Raw genomic sequence first — 15478 nt, forward strand, 5'->3', positions numbered from 1 at the left:
TTTTGATTCTTCCTTTCCTTCGAAAATCTACTTCGAAAACGCGGAATAAAAAAGTAAAAAACCGATTCTATCAATGATTGTATTTGATTTTTCGGATTTTTCGTTTTGATAAAATCTGAACTCCGTCTTTGTTTTCCACGTAAACGTCCTTTTCGGTTTGTTTCGTGATATTTCCGTATAACTTCCTTCCGTTTCTAAGAATGATCGTGGTCGTATATTCTTCCGGCGGAGATTCTTCGGGTTCGATCCGTTTTTTAACGGAGTCGTTTTCATCGTTTCGTGTGGCGCTAATTTCGATTCTTCTATTTTGAAACGAAGCGCTTTCGTCCAAACTTCTTAAGATCGGTCGGCTCGATCCGAGTCCGCGGATTTCAATTCGGGAAGAATCGATTTCTTGTGCGAGTAAATATTCCTTTGTCGATTTGGCTCTTTTGAGGGAAAGAACTCGGTTCTGTTTTTCTCCGCCGTTCAAATCGGTATGACCGGTGATTAGAATTTTCAAGTTCGGATTGGTTCGGAGTATTTCGGAAAGTTCGTCCAGGATTTCGAAAGATTCTTCGTTGATTCGATCCGAGTTCGAATTAAAATAAACTCCTCTTAATACGAAACCTTTGGAACGAACGATGGAATCGAAATCCAATTTAATGCGAACACATTCTATTTCGATGCTTCTCGTATTATATACGCCGCCGACGAAGATATGTACGAAAAAATCCGTGATACTTCTGAAGATTTTAAAACTTCGAATTCCCTCGGGACATTCCGCACGATCGTGTCCTCCTTCGAAATATCCGAGCATATAACTTTTGGAAGTGAAGCTGACTCCTTTGAACGATTCTCCGTCTCTCGGAAATTGGGAAGGAATGATGTTCGTCTGATGACAATCGAAAAACATCGAACAAAGTAAGAATAAAATTCCGTATGATAAAAACTGAATTCTATTCTTTGTGAAAAAACTTTTTAAGCCGGTCAGTGACATACGATCTCCAAAGAACGGGGAGAATAAATCCCGATCGTCATTTGTTCCATCAGAATATTCGTGATCGAAGAATACTGATGGACTTCCTTGATTCCCCGATGCGGGCAATACTCGGATTCGGAATATTCCAATTTTCTCGGCAACAAGCCCATCAGATAATAATTCTGTTTGAGAAGAATGGTTTCACGACTGGTTTCCGCCTTTCGTTTTTGTTTGAACGTGGGAGCGACCTCCACCCTCGCGTGTTGACACAAAACGAAGTTCGTCGCCAGAAACATTAAAATCATGTAATTTATAATTTTGGAATACATTTTATTTTCTACCTTTGCACACAGTAAATTAAGAGAAAATTATCGCAGGTAAAACCGGTGCCTCCGCCGACGTCCACAAAAGTCTTATCGGTCCCGCTGGTAACCCCTACCCAACCGGAAACCGTGTTGGAAACGGAAGACCAAGAAACACCTGCATTCGTACAAGTGACCCCCGATTTTGGAACCCAAGTCGCACCGCTCGCATCAATGCCCGTATACATCGCGTTTCCGCCCGAAGAAACGAACAGATTCGATAAGGGAAACGTAAACATCGCGCTCGCGTTGGTGGTCGAGATCGTAAGATTCGAATTGCTCATGGTTTTATAAATCGTATTGGGCCAAAGAACCCAATTCGTAGTAAGCGTTCTGCTTCCGTCGTCCGCCATGATGAGCGCCTTATAATCGCTCGGATTTCCCGGGGCGCTTGCCGCGGTTGCGTCCGTCGCACACTTTGCATCTGCGCCCGAAACTCCTCCGAAATTTCCGGTGCTGGCGCTGGACAAAAAAATAGAACATCCACCGTTGTTCGCGCAAGAAGACGCGGGAGGACCGGATGAACCTGTGGAACCCGTTGAAGAACCGGAACCGCCAAAGCCGTTTCCGTTTTGCAATAGAAGAAGAATCGCCATCGAGTCGTTTCCATTTCCGTTCGAAGAATTGGAAGGAAGCGCGGCCCCGGTGAGAACCGGCCAGATGGTGCAGGAAATTGTGAGGAAATGCAAAATGATAAGCGAAGGAACCCAAACGGGAAATTTCGCTTTATCGGCGTTAAATGAGAAATAAGAACCCATATTCATTCTACAATTCTAGGTCAGAATAGTAGACAGATTCTCAATACTGATTCGATTTTAGGGAATGAACGACCAATAAAATGGCTTTTTGTAATTCGGTTTGATTCTTTATAAATCCGAACCGAATTACGTTAGTGTCAACGGCCGTTCCGATTTAGTGCGCCTCGTCCCAGTTGACTCCGAATTTTCCTTCCACGAGAATCGGAAGATCGAGAGGCATCGCGGATTCCATAAACTTCTTCATGGACGCCTTGAATTCTTCCTTTTCCTTTTTGTGAACCTCGAAGACCAATTCGTCGTGAACCTGTAAAAGCATCTTGGACTTATAACCTTTCTTTTCGATGTCCTCGTGGATTTTGATCATCGCGATCTTGATCATATCCGCGCTGGTTCCTTGAATCGGACTGTTGATCGCGATTCTTTTGGCGGCTTCCTTTGCGGATTTGTGCGTACTGTTGATGTCCATTACGGGACGGCGACGTCCTGTTAAGGTTTGAACGTAACCGTTCTTCTCCGCAAACTCAACCATAGAATCCATATACGATTTTACACCCGGATACTGTGTCATATAACGTTCGATGAAGGACTTCGCTTCGTCCCTTGAAATTCTGAGGTTGCGGCTGAGTCCGTACGGAGTGACCCCGTATATTACGGAAAAGTTAACTACTTTCGCCTTGTCCCTCATCTCGTGAGTGACTTCCTTTTCGGGAACCCCATACAAAGCCGCCGCGGTTCGTTTGTGAATATCGATCCCGTGATTGTATGCGTCGAGCATCGCGGGGTCTTTAGAAACGTGCGCCATAATTCTAAGTTCGATCTGAGAATAATCCAAACTCAAAATTTCATAGTCGCTCGAGCCCACGATAAAACCTTTTCTCAAAAGACGACCTTCCCGATCGCGGATCGGAATGTTTTGCAGGTTCGGATCGGTGGAAGACAATCTTCCCGTCGCGGCGATCGTTTGATTGTAACTCGTATGAATTCTTCCCGTCTTCGGATTAACCATCTTCGGAAGGGCGTCGACGTAAGTGGACTTGAGCTTCGTATATTTTCTATAATCCAGAAGTTTTTCGATGATGGGATGTTCTCCTGCGAGTTCTTCGAGAACCTCGTGATCGGTGGAATAACCGGTCTGCGTTTTTTTAACGACTCTCAACTTGAGATCGTCGAAAAGAATTTTTTGAAGTTCCTTCGTTGAAGCGATGTTAAACGGTCCACCGGCTTGTTTGTGGATTTCCCCTTCCAGATGACGGATCTCTCGATCGAAGTCCCGAGCCAATTCTTCGAAGTAAGGAACGTCCAACGCAATCCCGGTCTTTTCCATCTTTGCAAGAACCGGAATCAAAGGCATTTCCATATCCTTGAGAACGTTTTCAATTCCGGATTCCTTGATCGACTTTCGCAGAATTTGATACAGTCTGAAGGTTACGTCCGCGTCTTCGGCCGCATATTCCGCGACTTGTTCCGGGTCTATATCGGCGAGTTCCTTCTTTTTCTTTCCGGTTCCCACAAGATCGTCGTACGTGATCGTATCGTAGTTCAAAAGATCCTTTGCAAGATCGTCCATGTTATGACGTCTTCCTTCCGGTCTAAGAACGTAGGAAGCGAGCATCGTATCAAACTGGATATTGTTTAACACAAAACCATGATTTTCTAATACGATTAGATCGTATTTTATGTTCTGACCGACTTTAGGAACCTCGCTCGAAAGAACGGGACCCAGATGTTCCTTTACTTCCTCCAAACTCAAGGACTTATCCTGAAACAAGGAAGCGCTGTTTTTGATCGAAACGTAAAAACCGGTCTTCTCCTGATTGGAAAACGAAATCCCCAAAATCTCCGCCATAGCGGGGTTAGGCGAAGTTGTTTCCGTATCCACGGAAAGAATCCTCGATTTCAAAAGACCTCTACAGATTTTGGAAAGATCCTCAACCGATGTGATCAAACGATACGTTCCTTTTTCTCCCGCCGGAACGGGTTTGTTCTCGGAGGTTTCGCCTGACGCGGCGGCAACGTCGGAATCCTTAGGAACTTCTTTTCCCGCGGACTTGGCGAGATCCTTAGAAAGAACGTTATAACCTTGGGATTTAAAATAAAGAATGGCCTGATCGGATTTGTAATCCGGCGTTTCGATATCCTTTTCGGTGATCGCTAAATCCAGATCCCTTCGAATCGTCGCGAGTTGTTTGGAAAGATACGCGTTTTCTTTTTGTTCGGTGAGTTTTGTTTTCATCGAAGGATTTTTGATCTTCTCGATGTTCTTATAAACCCCGTCCAAGGATTTATATTCCTGAAGAAGTTTGGAAGCGCCCTTGTCTCCGATTCCTTTAACGCCGGGAATGTTATCCGAAGTGTCTCCGACGATCCCCATATAATCGGGAATCTGTTTAACGTCCACACCCAATTCTTCTTTGACCCAATTGGAATCGATTTCGACGAACTCGGTGACTCCCTTTTTGCCTCGGAGCATTTTTATATTCTTTTTTTCTAATAATTGATAAAGGTCCTTATCTCCCGAAAAGATAAGAATCTCCTTTGCGGTCGCCTTATAGTTTTCACAAAGAGTTCCGATGATATCGTCGGCTTCGTGACCGGCCATTTTCAAAACTCGAAAACCGATGTTTTCAAGGGTATCCATCACTTCCTTGATCTGAGGACGAAGATCCTCGGGCATAGGTTTACGGTTCGCCTTATAGTCTTCGAAAGTTTTTCCGCGTTCCAAAGGTCCGCCCGGATCGAATGTCATCGCGACGTGCGTCGGCGTATAATCCTGAAGAAGTTTAAAAAGCATTTTAAAAAAACCGAATGTAGCCCCGCTCGGCTTTCCGGTTTTGGAATTGGTAAGATTGGAAGCTCCGAACGCGTAATACGCTCGGAATACGAAGGCGTGTCCGTCGATGATCAGAAGACGTTTCATTCTTTTTCTCCGAAAAGTTCTTCACCCAGGAAAGAATAGTATGCGAGTTCCGTTTTACGGATCGTGTTTTTTATGGAGAATCGTTTGACGGATTCTTTGTTGAAACTTCCGAACGTCTTGCGAAGTTTCAAATCATCCATAAGAATTTCATAATATTTAGCGAGTGATTCCGCGTCGCCGACCTCGGAAAGAAAAGCGCCCTTTTCGTGACTGAGCATTTCTCCTATTCCTCCGCCCTTGGTCGCTACGATCGGAAGACCGACGGCCATCGCGTCGAGAATGGAAGTTCCCAGACCTTCTTCCTTGGAAGTAAGAGTAAAAATATCGAACAAGGAAAGAATATCGGGAACGTCGGTTCTATAACCCGTAAAAACAACTCTATCAGAAATTCCTAATGTGTTTGCAAGGTCTTCCAACTCTTTTCTGAGTTCACCTTCACCGACAAGAAACACCTTGAAGTTTCGGGAAGAATCGATCTTTGCGATCGCGTTCAAAAGCGTTTTTTGATCCTTGTGATCCACGAGCGCGGCGACGTTTCCGATCACGATCGTATCTTTTTTGATAGAGAATTCTTTTTTATAACGCGCGGGATCGGGAAGTTTTTTCGCAAAAGAAAAATCGATTCCACTGTGAACGGTTACGGTTTTTGCGGGATCGACTCCGTCTCTGAGAAGAATTTCTCGGATCTTATTGGAAACCGTTAAGAAAAGATCGTTCCGTTTGGATTTGTATTTCCAAATGGAAAATAAGTTTTTTCTAATACTGAAATCCACTCGTCGGGAAACTACAAGTTTTGTATCGGGAAGTTTTGATTTTGCGAACAAAGCGAGAGTATGCGCCTTGGCCGTATGTGTATGAATGAGTTTGATCTTTTTTTCCTGAACCAAAGCGCGGATCGCTTTGACCGACGAAAGATCCCATTCTCCCCTCATATCCACTGCTTGGAAGGGAAGTCCATGGTCGGAACACCGTCCTTCCAATGCGGAACCCGGTTTGCCCACGATGAGTTGAGGAATCTTTCTCTTTTTCAGACCCTCTGCCAGGAGCAGGAGTTGTCTTTCTCCCCCTCTCCATCCTGTTTCTGTATCTATATGCAAAATCACCCGCTCAGTTTCCAGTTGCCTGCCCATTTCTGCAAGGAATCCTTGAAAAATCACTGGACAGAAACATTCTGTTTTAGCGAAAATTATTCTACTATATTAACTTAATTTAAAGGAAGAATGGAATGTGTGAACTCCTCGGAATGAGCGCCAATGTCCCGACTGACATTTGTTTCAGCCTGACCGGCCTAGTCCAAAGAGGAGGAAAAACCGGCCCGCATAAGGACGGATGGGGAATCGCATTCTACGAAGGAAAAGGACTTCGGGTTTTTCACGACCCGGAACCCGGAGTCGAATCCAAAATCGCGGCCTTTGTCCAAAAACTTCCGATCAAAAGTGAAATCGTAATCAGTCATATCCGAAAAGCCAACCGCGGCAAAGTGGATCTGAAAAACACCCATCCATTCATTCGAGAATTTTGGGGTTCCTACTGGACATTCGCCCACAACGGCCAGTTCAAGGGAATTAAGGAAGAATCCCTCGGTGATTTTCAACCGGTCGGAAGTACGGACTCCGAGTTCGCATTTTGCTGGCTTCTCGGAAAACTAAAAAAGAAGTTCAAATCTCCCCCGAAAAAAGAAACGGAACTCTTCCAAGCCATCGAAGGTTATATGTTGGAACTCCATCAAAAAGGAGTTTCCAATCTCCTTCTCAGCGATTCTAAAAACCTCTACACGTTTTGTTCCACAAAACTTTCCTGGATCACTCGCAAATCTCCGTTCGGAAAGGCCCGACTTGTGGACGCCGATCTCAGCGTGGACTTTCGAAAGGTCACGACAGCGGGAGACATAGTCACCGTGATCGCAACACAACCGCTCACATCCAACGAAGAATGGACCGTTTGCAAACCGGGAGAATTTTCCGTATGGAGAAAGGGCAAAATCGTATTCTCCAATCGATGAGAATGGATTTGTCGGAATCCAACCGAATTCTACACTGACCGTAATTCTTAGATTCTTTGTCTAAACCAAGGGTGATGTATGAAAATCCAATTTGAAGCCATGGACTATCGTTCGGATGATACTTTCGAAAAAGCGGATTATCAATTCGAAGGAAGTTTGGAAAAAGGTTGGGACATTTCCAGAAACGGAAAAGAATACTTACATCTCGGACCCGGTTATAAACTTTTAAAATCCAAACTCTGCGGAGTTTGTTCCACGGATTTATCCCGTCGTTTTTTGCCCTTCCCTCTTCCGCAGGTGATCGGACACGAGGTCATCGCCGAAGACATAGAACCTCAAAACGGAACCAAACAAAAATACGTAGTCGAGATCAACGATACGTTTGAAGCAAGAGGCGATCATCCCTCCGATGAATTTTGCGAGGAAGGAATTCCATCGCACAGCCCGGAAAGAAAAGTTCTCGGGATCGACAGACTTCCCGGCGGATTCGGTCCTTATATCTTAGCTCCTCAGAACGCGGCGATTCCGTTTCAGAATCTTCCCGATAAAACCGCGGTGTTGATCGAACCGTTCGCGGCGTCTTTACAAGCGGTGATCGCTTCCCCACCGAAGAAGGGAGATAACGTGGCAGTTCTCGGTCCGAGACGATTGGGAAGTCTCGTCATAGCCGCGTTAGCCGCCTTTAGGGCATCTTCTAAAATCGATTTTAAAATCACCGCGCTTGCAAGACACGATCATCTTTTAAAACTTTCTCTCAACCTCGGAGCCGACGAAGCAATCGATCTTAGAAAAGAAAACATAGAATCGCTGAAGAATCGTTTTGCGATCGTATACGACACGACGAGCACAACCGCAGGTTTTGAAAGTGCGATCCGACTTTCAAATCGGGAACTTCATCTCAAAACGACGAACGGACAAGAAGTATTCGGAATCAAAAAACTCACCGAACTCGTCGTGGACGAACTTTCACTTTTAAAGTTCAGCGAAGAAAATCTGAACTTTCATTGGGAAAAGGAGAATCGTTCCAACCAAACCGTTTACGTTGCTCCGAGTGTCGGTAAAGTTTCATTACCTTCTCATTTCAAAGTATATTACGGAAGCATTGAGGAAGCCGAAAAGATTTTGGAATCTCCCGATTTCAAAGGGCACGTTCCCCGTTTCGATCTGGGAATCGCAGGCACCGCGGAAGAAATCGATCTTCTCATTCGTCCAAACAAAAACCACGAGAACTCTTTGATCCGTCCGAGGAGCGCGATCCTTTTTAAGGGAGAATTCGGAAAAAATTCTTTATTAGAATTTTTGAATGCGAATAAATCGATCCATTCTTCCCGATGCGGGGACTTTCATCTTGCGATCAAACTCCTTCAGGAAAACAAAAACGTTTCGGAAGCGCTTGAAAAGAATATGGTGACTCATTCGTATTCTCCGGAGAATCTTCCGCAAGCCTTTACGGTCGCTCATACTCCGGAAGCAATCAAAGTAGTGATCGAACATGCCTAATTCTTCCATTCTTAGGGAATTAGAAACTTCTCTCGGGCCGACCCTGAAAGAAGGTAAGGAAGGAATATGGGATCTCGATCTTAGAAGTCTCAGAATCTTCACCGGACTTTCCATTCTTTCCAGAACCCTCGGCGAAGAAGTTTTCGAACAGGTCCAAAACGGAATCGGAGACGTTACGATCTTTTACAAGATCAATCCGAACATCAATAGCGAACTTTTGAATATGCACATCGGGTATATTCAAATTTATGCAAGAGCCGGAGTGTTAAAGGACATTCTTCTTTTTAAGGAAGAATTTCAGGATCACTTAAGAACCGTCTTCGGAACGTTTCAAAGACAGGTTTGGGCGAAAAGAATTCATCCCGAGTTTTACGGAGAAGATCCGAAAAACTGTTCGATCTACGCGCTCGTGTTTCCGTTTCATCACGCGAGCCCGAATGAAAACATAGACTATCAATTCATTCTCGAGCGGGTTCCCAATCAAAAAGAACCGGGAGAATTTTTCTTCCGGTTAACGGTGGAGAATTACGATCGCGCCAACATCGACTTGACCGCGGTTCCTCACGTAATCGTGGACGATATCGGCTCGAGAATTTTCATCGCCGGAAGTACAAAAATCGCGGAAGCGATCAACAACGGAATTTTAAGCGCGGCCCAACGCGGAGAAAAATCATACGTAGAGGAAAATCGTTCCTTTTCTCGAGTGTTCGAACAAATCGAAAAAACTCCTCTCGGCAAACTGGATCAGATCAGCGTTTTTTGGGACAAAACGTTTTCGGATGAAATCGTAAAGACCGATCCGATCGAAGCCCTTCCCTTGTTTAAAAAGATTTTTCTTGTATTAGAAGATCATGAAATTGCAAAACATCTCAAAGAAGGCCATACCATTTTGGTTCAACTTACGGATCAAACGAAGGTTTACATCGATCTTTCCAGACTTGATCGTGTTTTGAATTTCAGCTTCAACTCAAAAAGAACGACCCTCGACTTAAATCATTATCTAAAACGGATGCCGATCCTTGAAAAGATCGCGAACCGCGAAAATCACGACTTCGAATTAACAGGATTTAACGTTTTTCTAATACACCATATCACATCCGAAATCGTGGCCTTGATCGAAACCTTTCGAAGACTCGGCGCAAAACAACTCACGGTTTCGTTCGTAAAATACGGTGGTGTGGTTCCTTCCGCGTATTTGGACGTTCTTTTGGACGTTCCCACGGATCATTTTTATATGTCCGGTCTTCAACTCAAGGTCGGCCCTAAGAACAAGATCTACTATTCCGTTTCACCGCTTTACAGCGATTCCTCGAAACTCAAAAATTTATACGATCGTTTGGAAGAGGAGAAACTCGGATTTTTCGACGCGATGAAACTTCTTACGGGACATCTTTTTTTGAACCTTTTGTTGGATTCTCATTCCAAAAAAGAAAAGACGATCCTCGTGGAAGACGGCGGTTACGTCGCTCCGTTCTTCAACGACTTCGCTCTTGCAGGAAAGGACGTAGACTTTCTTTGTAAGGAATATTCCGTAAAACGTGAAGCTCCCAAGATGAAAGTAAACGAGTTTCTTTCACAAACGTTAGTCGGAACCGTAGAACATACAAGAAACGGTTACGATCGACTGAAAAGCATTCGAGATAAAAACGAAAAATTATTCTTACCCGCATTCTCCATCGCGATCTCCAATCAAAAGGTAAGAGAAGAATCGAAAGAAGTCGCGTATTCCATTCTCAACGCGATCGAAGCGATCTTAAACGGACAAGGGATGATTCTTTCCTCGAGAAAGATTTTAGTCCTCGGAGCCAAAGGAAACATCGGTTCCTTTCTTTGCAAATATCTTGAATCGAGATTGCACGATACCAATCGGGATCTCGTTCAAGTCGACCTCAAGGTTTCCAAACCGAATAAACACGACTATACAACGATAGGCGAAATTTCTAGGGAAGAATTTCTTTCCAGAGATCTGATTCTCGGTGTGATTGGAAACTCGATCTTAAAACGAGAACATTTCGAAGACCTGATTCTCAACGGAAACAAATCGAAAATTCTAATCGTATCCGGTTCCACAAAAACCGCGGAATATACGGATCTCATAAATTGGATCGACGAGCTTTCTTTTTCGGATGATAAAAAGATCGGAGGTCATCCGGCTCGATTGGAATTCGATCGTATCCTCGATCCTCAATCCGGAATCGATCAGGGCGGAAAGGTTACGTTCTACGTTTCGAAAGAAGGAAAGGAAATCGAAAAAACCTTCTTTTTGTTAAGCGACTTGAGTCCGATCAATTTTTTATTCTACGGAGTTCCCACCGAAGGAATGGACGCGATTATCGGACAACTCGCTTCCGCGGCCTTAGGTATGGCGGACCAATCTCAAAAAGGAAAAATTCTTCCTCCGGGTCTTTATGCGGTGGATCACGAAATCGATCCTTGGGGAAATCGAATTTAGATGTTCATTCGTTCGATTCTCTTGTTTTGTTTTCTTTTGTCGCAAGGTTGTTCCACCTTTATGACGGGCGATGATCCACCGAGTATTCCGAAAGATTCTTTCATGATCGATAAGGAAGTTTCGTACGAGTTGATCGGTTGGCAGGAAGATTCTAGTAAAAAACTCGCGTCCGAAATTTTGAGAACGATCCATCTTTCGAACCGATTCAAAAAAATCTCCTTTCATTCTAAATCGGATACGGAAATCAAAATTCAAATCGTCTTGGAAAAAGCTCCGAGGCTCGGTCTTTTATTCGGAGAACAACCCCAACCCGTTTCGTGGATGGTGGAGAAAAAACCCATTCAATTTTCGTTATACATTATCAACCGACTTCTTGCGATACGAACCTATTTCATAATTCCCATTCTTCAGAAGTCGGAGGACAAGGTGGTCTTTCGAGTTTGGAAATGGAATCGGAAAATCGGAGAATATTCCTATTCGATCGACAGCGTCCAAGCTTTCGGCTGGGTTTCTCTGGGTCTTTTGTTTATCGACGACCGGGAAAAAATCCGTTCCGCATATTCCGTCTACGCGGAAAAATTCCTTTTCGATTCGAGGACGATCTATTAATGAATCATAAAATCATAATATTCTTTTGTATTCTTTGTTTTAATTTCTGCGCGGGTTTTACGAATCCTCCCGAAGTGATTCAAAACGCTCATTCGTTTTCCAAGGGCAAAAAATTCCGCCTTGAGTTCACCGGTTTCACCCTTTACAACGCGGAGATGCTCCATATCAAAAAGAATCTTTTGGAAAAAGGAATCTCCGAAGACGAACAATCCGAGGAACTTTTGGAAGTCATCCTCGAAGAACAGGAACCTTTTTATTCTTATAACAAACTGCACGTTCTCAACTTTTTTGCGAGCCTTCTGACTTTCGGAGTGATTCCGTATTACAACAAGACGGAACATACGATCGTATATCGACTTTCCGAAAAGGGAAAACGTCCCAAAGAGACGGTACATCATCTCGTTCTCGATCAGTGGAGAGGTTTTTTGATTCTCCCACTGTCCCCCTTTTATTGGCCCTCTTCGAGTTTTGAAAAAACACTTCTCGATTCGATTCAGGAATTCGAAAAATGAAGACGAGCAAAACAATACATTCAATAATTAGAATATTCTTAATTTTAATTTTACTTGTTTCCGCGAACTGCAGATTGTTGCGCGGAGATCGACAAAAGTTCGCCGAGGGTGCGAGCCATGAAAATCTGAATGTAAACGGAACTTCTCGAACCTATTGGTTTCACGCTCCCAAAAATCCGATCGGAGAAAATCAAAAACTACCGTTGGTTTTGGTTCTTCACGGAAGATTGGGCAACGGAAAAATCATCATGGAAGATTCCAAGTTCAACGATGTCTCGGACAAGGAAGGATTTTTTGTGGCTTATCCGGACGGTTACAACAGAAGCTGGGCCGACGGTCGAGGTGCGACACCCGCGGATCGAGATAAGATCAACGACGTTGAATTTATAGAAAAACTAATCGCACATCTTTCGGAGTTGTTCCCGATCGCCCAAGACAAGATCTTTATCGTAGGTCATTCCAACGGCGGCTTTATGACTCAAAGAATGCTCGTTGAAAAATCGAAACGATTCCGTGCGGGAGTCAGCGTTTCTTCCCAAATTTCAGAATACGTTCTGAAAAATTTCGAACCGAGCGCGAACGTTTCCGTCGCATTCATCAACGGAACCGACGATCCAACAGTTCCGTATTACGGCGGTTATGTGAGAGACGGAGGACAAATTCTCAGCGTAGAAGATTCCGTCGATCGTTGGCTCGGTTGGAATTCCTGTTCCAAAACTTCCAAACTCGAAACGAGGGACGCGAAGGACGACAAAACAAAACTGGAAATTTATTCTTACAATCAGTGTAATGGGAAAACTTCGGTTCGACTTTACAAGGTTGTAGGCGGCGGTCACAATTGGCCGGGAATCGAAAGAAAAATTCCACTCGTTGGTTCGCTCGGAAACTCCACATTCGAATTGAATCCGGCCGAAGACATTTGGTCTTTTTTTCAATCGACTTTGGAACCTTGATCCGATTCGATTCGAAAATTGGTTTTTACGATTTCGAATGAAAAAGGGAGAATAATCGTATGCAAAAAATTGAATTCTTTTTCGAGTTTGCAAGCACCTATTCCTATCTTTCAGTGATGAGAATCGAAAAACGTCTCCAAAATTTAAACGTGGAAATCGTATGGAGACCCTTTCTTCTCGGACCGATCTTTAAGGAACAAGGCTGGAACGATTCTCCCTTTAACATCTACCCTTCAAAGGGAAAGTATATGTGGAAGGACATGACCCGAAGAAGCCGTAAATACGGAATCGATTTCGTAGTTCCGACCCTGTTTCCGAGAAACGGCCTTCTCGCTTCCAGAATCACGGTCGCCAACACGGATCAACCTTGGATCTCCTCCTTCATTCGAGAAACGTTCCACGCGAACTTTGCGAAAGATTTAGACATTTCCGATCCGGAAGTTTTGATCTCGATTTTAAACGGACTTGGATTAAACGGAAATGAGATTTTGGAAAATTCCAAAAAAGAGGAAGTGAAACATCTTCTTCGTAAACAAACCGAAAGAGCGATGGATCTCGGAATTTTCGGAGCTCCGAGTTTTATCGTAGGAAACGAACTTTTCTGGGGCGACGACCACCTGGACGACGCTTTAGAAGAACTGAAACTTTCTTAATTTTTTTATCCGGTCTCTTCCAAGAATCATTTTCGAATCGGAAACGTTTTGATTTTTTGTCCTAACCAGATTCTTAAAAGTATAAAAACTAAAAACGATCCGTATGAAAATAAAAGCAAACAGTCTCGTATTCGCTCTTGCATTCTTTGTCGCGTTGGATTCCTCCTTCGCTCAATCCAAGTCTTTCGGAATTCCGTCCGAGCCTCTTTTTGGTCCTCGCATCTTCGCACAAACTCCCGTAACTCCGACTCCGGAAGAACCCCGTTATGACGGCGATCAGTATCTAAATCCGACTCCAACGCCGATCCCGAATCAAGACGTTCCTAAAACGGATCCGAAAAAGAAAGGACCGAAGTGGTTTTCAATCAACCCCGGTGTGACCCTGGAAAGTGTTACGGTGGACATTCGAGGAAAGGGAAACGACGCGACGATGACACAAGAAGGTCCGGGTAAGACGACTTGGATGTTGGACGTTAAGTCCAGAGACTTTCAAATTTCTGAATATGTTGGAGTACATCTTCTTCTGCACAACTCGAGTTTCTTTTTGGACAACCAGTTTATGCCGAAACCGATCGACGCTCCTTCCGGTTCTTCATCCTCTTCTTCGTCTTCCTCAAAATCATCGGGAAGCTCGACCTCTTCGGATGATCGAACCAAACAGGACGTGAACACCAGAGTCGAAGGTGTTTATTCGATGGCGATGCCCATTCTTTACTTAGGAAAAGAAGGATCGGATTCGTTTCGTCTCGGTGTGGGAGCCGGTCCCGCAAACGTAAAGATGACCGGTTCGGTGGACTTTCAAGATCCGGCTTTGAGTTTGGGTTATCTTTTGCTTGATAGCACCAATCGTACTCAATTCTTAAATACGATCTCAACGCTTCAATTCATCACGGGAAACATCAACCCTGCCAGCGGAGATCCTCTCGTGAGTTATCTTTTGGCCGGTTTATCTCAGGGTAAAAATTTGGAAACGCTCGGTTATTATTACGCGTCTAAAGGTTTACTCAGACCCGATCCTTTGGCTCTTTACGCTTACTTTGCGCACCCAGGAACGTATACGCCGTTGGAAGCGTTGGCCTTGGGAAGTTTGGCGAGATCCCAGGTGAATTTTAGCAAACAACAGGTTTTTTCGTTTATGTTTTATTTCGAAACTCCCAAGATAGGGTTCTTTAAGTTTCGACTTGCGTTCGGAGGTCCGCTCTTTAAGGACAACGGATATACGTATGAATTCAGAACCTTTCACTTCGCATTGTTCACACCGATCGAATTTTAGAAATCGAATTTTATATATGAGTTTTTTATAAAGAACTAATGCGGATTGATTCAAAAAAATCAAAGGACATTCCATGATAAAAAAACAGATTTTTACGCTTTCCATTCTTCTTTGTTCGTTTTTCACTTCGGCATTCGTGTTCTCGCAAGAAACACCTTCGAACTCGGATTTTCGAAACGATTTGAATCTGTTGATGGGAACCCTCGAATCTTGTCAGTGCAAATTCATTCGCAACGGATCGGAACACGATCCCAAAGAAGCGAGAGAACACATGGAGAGAAAGTTAAACGCGGCCGACGGCAAAATACAAACGATTCCCGATTTCATAGAACATATAGGATCGAAATCGAGCATGTCCGGAAAACCCTATCACGTAAAATTCGCGGACGGCAAAACGAAAGAATCCGGGGTTTGGTTGAAGGAAAGATGGGAAGAAATATTAAAAAAGAAGAATTCTCCCGTTAAACCGACTAAAATTAAGAAGAATTAAACGCCCAGCGTTGTATTGAAAACGAGGTCTGTAACG

At 43.9% G+C, this 15478-nt stretch carries 14 protein-coding genes; 9 read left to right on the plus strand and 5 right to left on the minus strand.

What is annotated here, in order from left to right; genetic code table 11:
- Positions 1 to 70 precede the first annotated feature (70 nt).
- The 5 genes from CH367_RS12140 to CH367_RS12160 all read right to left on the minus strand — a co-directional run bounded on the left by CH367_RS12140 (position 71) and on the right by CH367_RS12160 (position 6101).
- The gene (locus tag CH367_RS12140) at positions 71 to 979 is read right to left on the minus strand and encodes an OmpA family protein (RefSeq protein ID WP_100762782.1); all 909 of its coding nucleotides are present in this window, start codon (positions 977 to 979) and stop codon (positions 71 to 73) included.
- The gene (locus CH367_RS12145; protein ID WP_125226126.1) at positions 970 to 1290 is read right to left on the minus strand and encodes a Bor/Iss family lipoprotein; all 321 of its coding nucleotides are present in this window, start codon (positions 1288 to 1290) and stop codon (positions 970 to 972) included. Before CH367_RS12145 ends, CH367_RS12140 begins: the two co-directional genes overlap by 10 nt.
- An 8-nt stretch (positions 1291 to 1298) precedes the next feature.
- Positions 1299 to 2087, minus strand: a complete 789-nt coding sequence (locus tag CH367_RS12150) for a DUF1554 domain-containing protein (RefSeq protein WP_100762784.1) — start codon at positions 2085 to 2087, stop codon at positions 1299 to 1301.
- Positions 2088 to 2235: 148 nt separating this feature from the next.
- Positions 2236 to 4998 carry a DNA polymerase I gene (gene polA, locus CH367_RS12155; RefSeq protein ID WP_100762785.1) on the minus strand — a complete coding sequence of 921 codons (2763 nt, stop codon included), beginning with the start codon at positions 4996 to 4998 and terminating at the stop codon, positions 2236 to 2238.
- Complete coding sequence (locus CH367_RS12160; RefSeq protein ID WP_100762786.1) at positions 4995 to 6101, minus strand: glycosyltransferase; 1107 nt, start codon at positions 6099 to 6101, stop codon at positions 4995 to 4997. Before CH367_RS12160 ends, polA begins: the two co-directional genes overlap by 4 nt.
- 122 nt (positions 6102 to 6223) lie before the next feature.
- On the opposite strand from CH367_RS12160, the gene CH367_RS12165 reads away from it, so the two are divergent.
- The 9 genes from CH367_RS12165 to CH367_RS12205 all read left to right on the plus strand — a co-directional run bounded on the left by CH367_RS12165 (position 6224) and on the right by CH367_RS12205 (position 15442).
- Positions 6224 to 7000: a class II glutamine amidotransferase gene (locus CH367_RS12165; protein ID WP_100762787.1), complete on the plus strand. Its 777-nt coding sequence runs from the start codon at positions 6224 to 6226 to the stop codon at positions 6998 to 7000.
- 78 nt (positions 7001 to 7078) lie between these two features.
- Positions 7079 to 8500 carry an MDR/zinc-dependent alcohol dehydrogenase-like family protein gene (locus CH367_RS12170; RefSeq protein WP_100762788.1) on the plus strand — a complete coding sequence of 474 codons (1422 nt, stop codon included), beginning with the start codon at positions 7079 to 7081 and terminating at the stop codon, positions 8498 to 8500.
- A complete protein-coding gene (locus tag CH367_RS12175; protein ID WP_100762789.1) occupies positions 8493 to 10952 on the plus strand; it encodes a hypothetical protein in 2460 nt (819 codons plus the stop codon). The genes CH367_RS12170 and CH367_RS12175 overlap by 8 nt, the downstream gene beginning before the upstream one ends.
- Positions 10953 to 11561, plus strand: a complete 609-nt coding sequence (locus CH367_RS12180; RefSeq protein ID WP_100762790.1) for a hypothetical protein — start codon at positions 10953 to 10955, stop codon at positions 11559 to 11561.
- Positions 11561 to 12073: a hypothetical protein gene (locus CH367_RS12185; protein WP_100762791.1), complete on the plus strand. Its 513-nt coding sequence runs from the start codon at positions 11561 to 11563 to the stop codon at positions 12071 to 12073. Before CH367_RS12180 ends, CH367_RS12185 begins: the two co-directional genes overlap by 1 nt.
- Positions 12070 to 13026 (plus strand): CE1 family esterase, encoded by a 957-nt coding sequence (locus CH367_RS12190; protein ID WP_100762792.1) that lies wholly within the window; start codon positions 12070 to 12072, stop codon positions 13024 to 13026. Before CH367_RS12185 ends, CH367_RS12190 begins: the two co-directional genes overlap by 4 nt.
- A 59-nt stretch (positions 13027 to 13085) precedes the next feature.
- Entirely contained in the window at positions 13086 to 13679 is a 594-nt protein-coding gene (locus tag CH367_RS12195) for a 2-hydroxychromene-2-carboxylate isomerase (RefSeq protein ID WP_100762793.1), read from the plus strand.
- Between the two features lie 103 nt (positions 13680 to 13782).
- On the plus strand, positions 13783 to 14952 hold the full coding sequence (locus CH367_RS12200; protein ID WP_100762794.1) for a hypothetical protein: 1170 nt from the start codon (positions 13783 to 13785) through the stop codon (positions 14950 to 14952).
- Between the two features lie 73 nt (positions 14953 to 15025).
- Entirely contained in the window at positions 15026 to 15442 is a 417-nt protein-coding gene (locus CH367_RS12205) for a YfeK family protein (protein WP_100762795.1), read from the plus strand.
- Positions 15443 to 15478: the final 36 nt, after the last annotated feature.

The organism is Leptospira barantonii, from assembly GCF_002811925.1.
Lineage (GTDB): Bacteria > Spirochaetota > Leptospiria > Leptospirales > Leptospiraceae > Leptospira > Leptospira barantonii.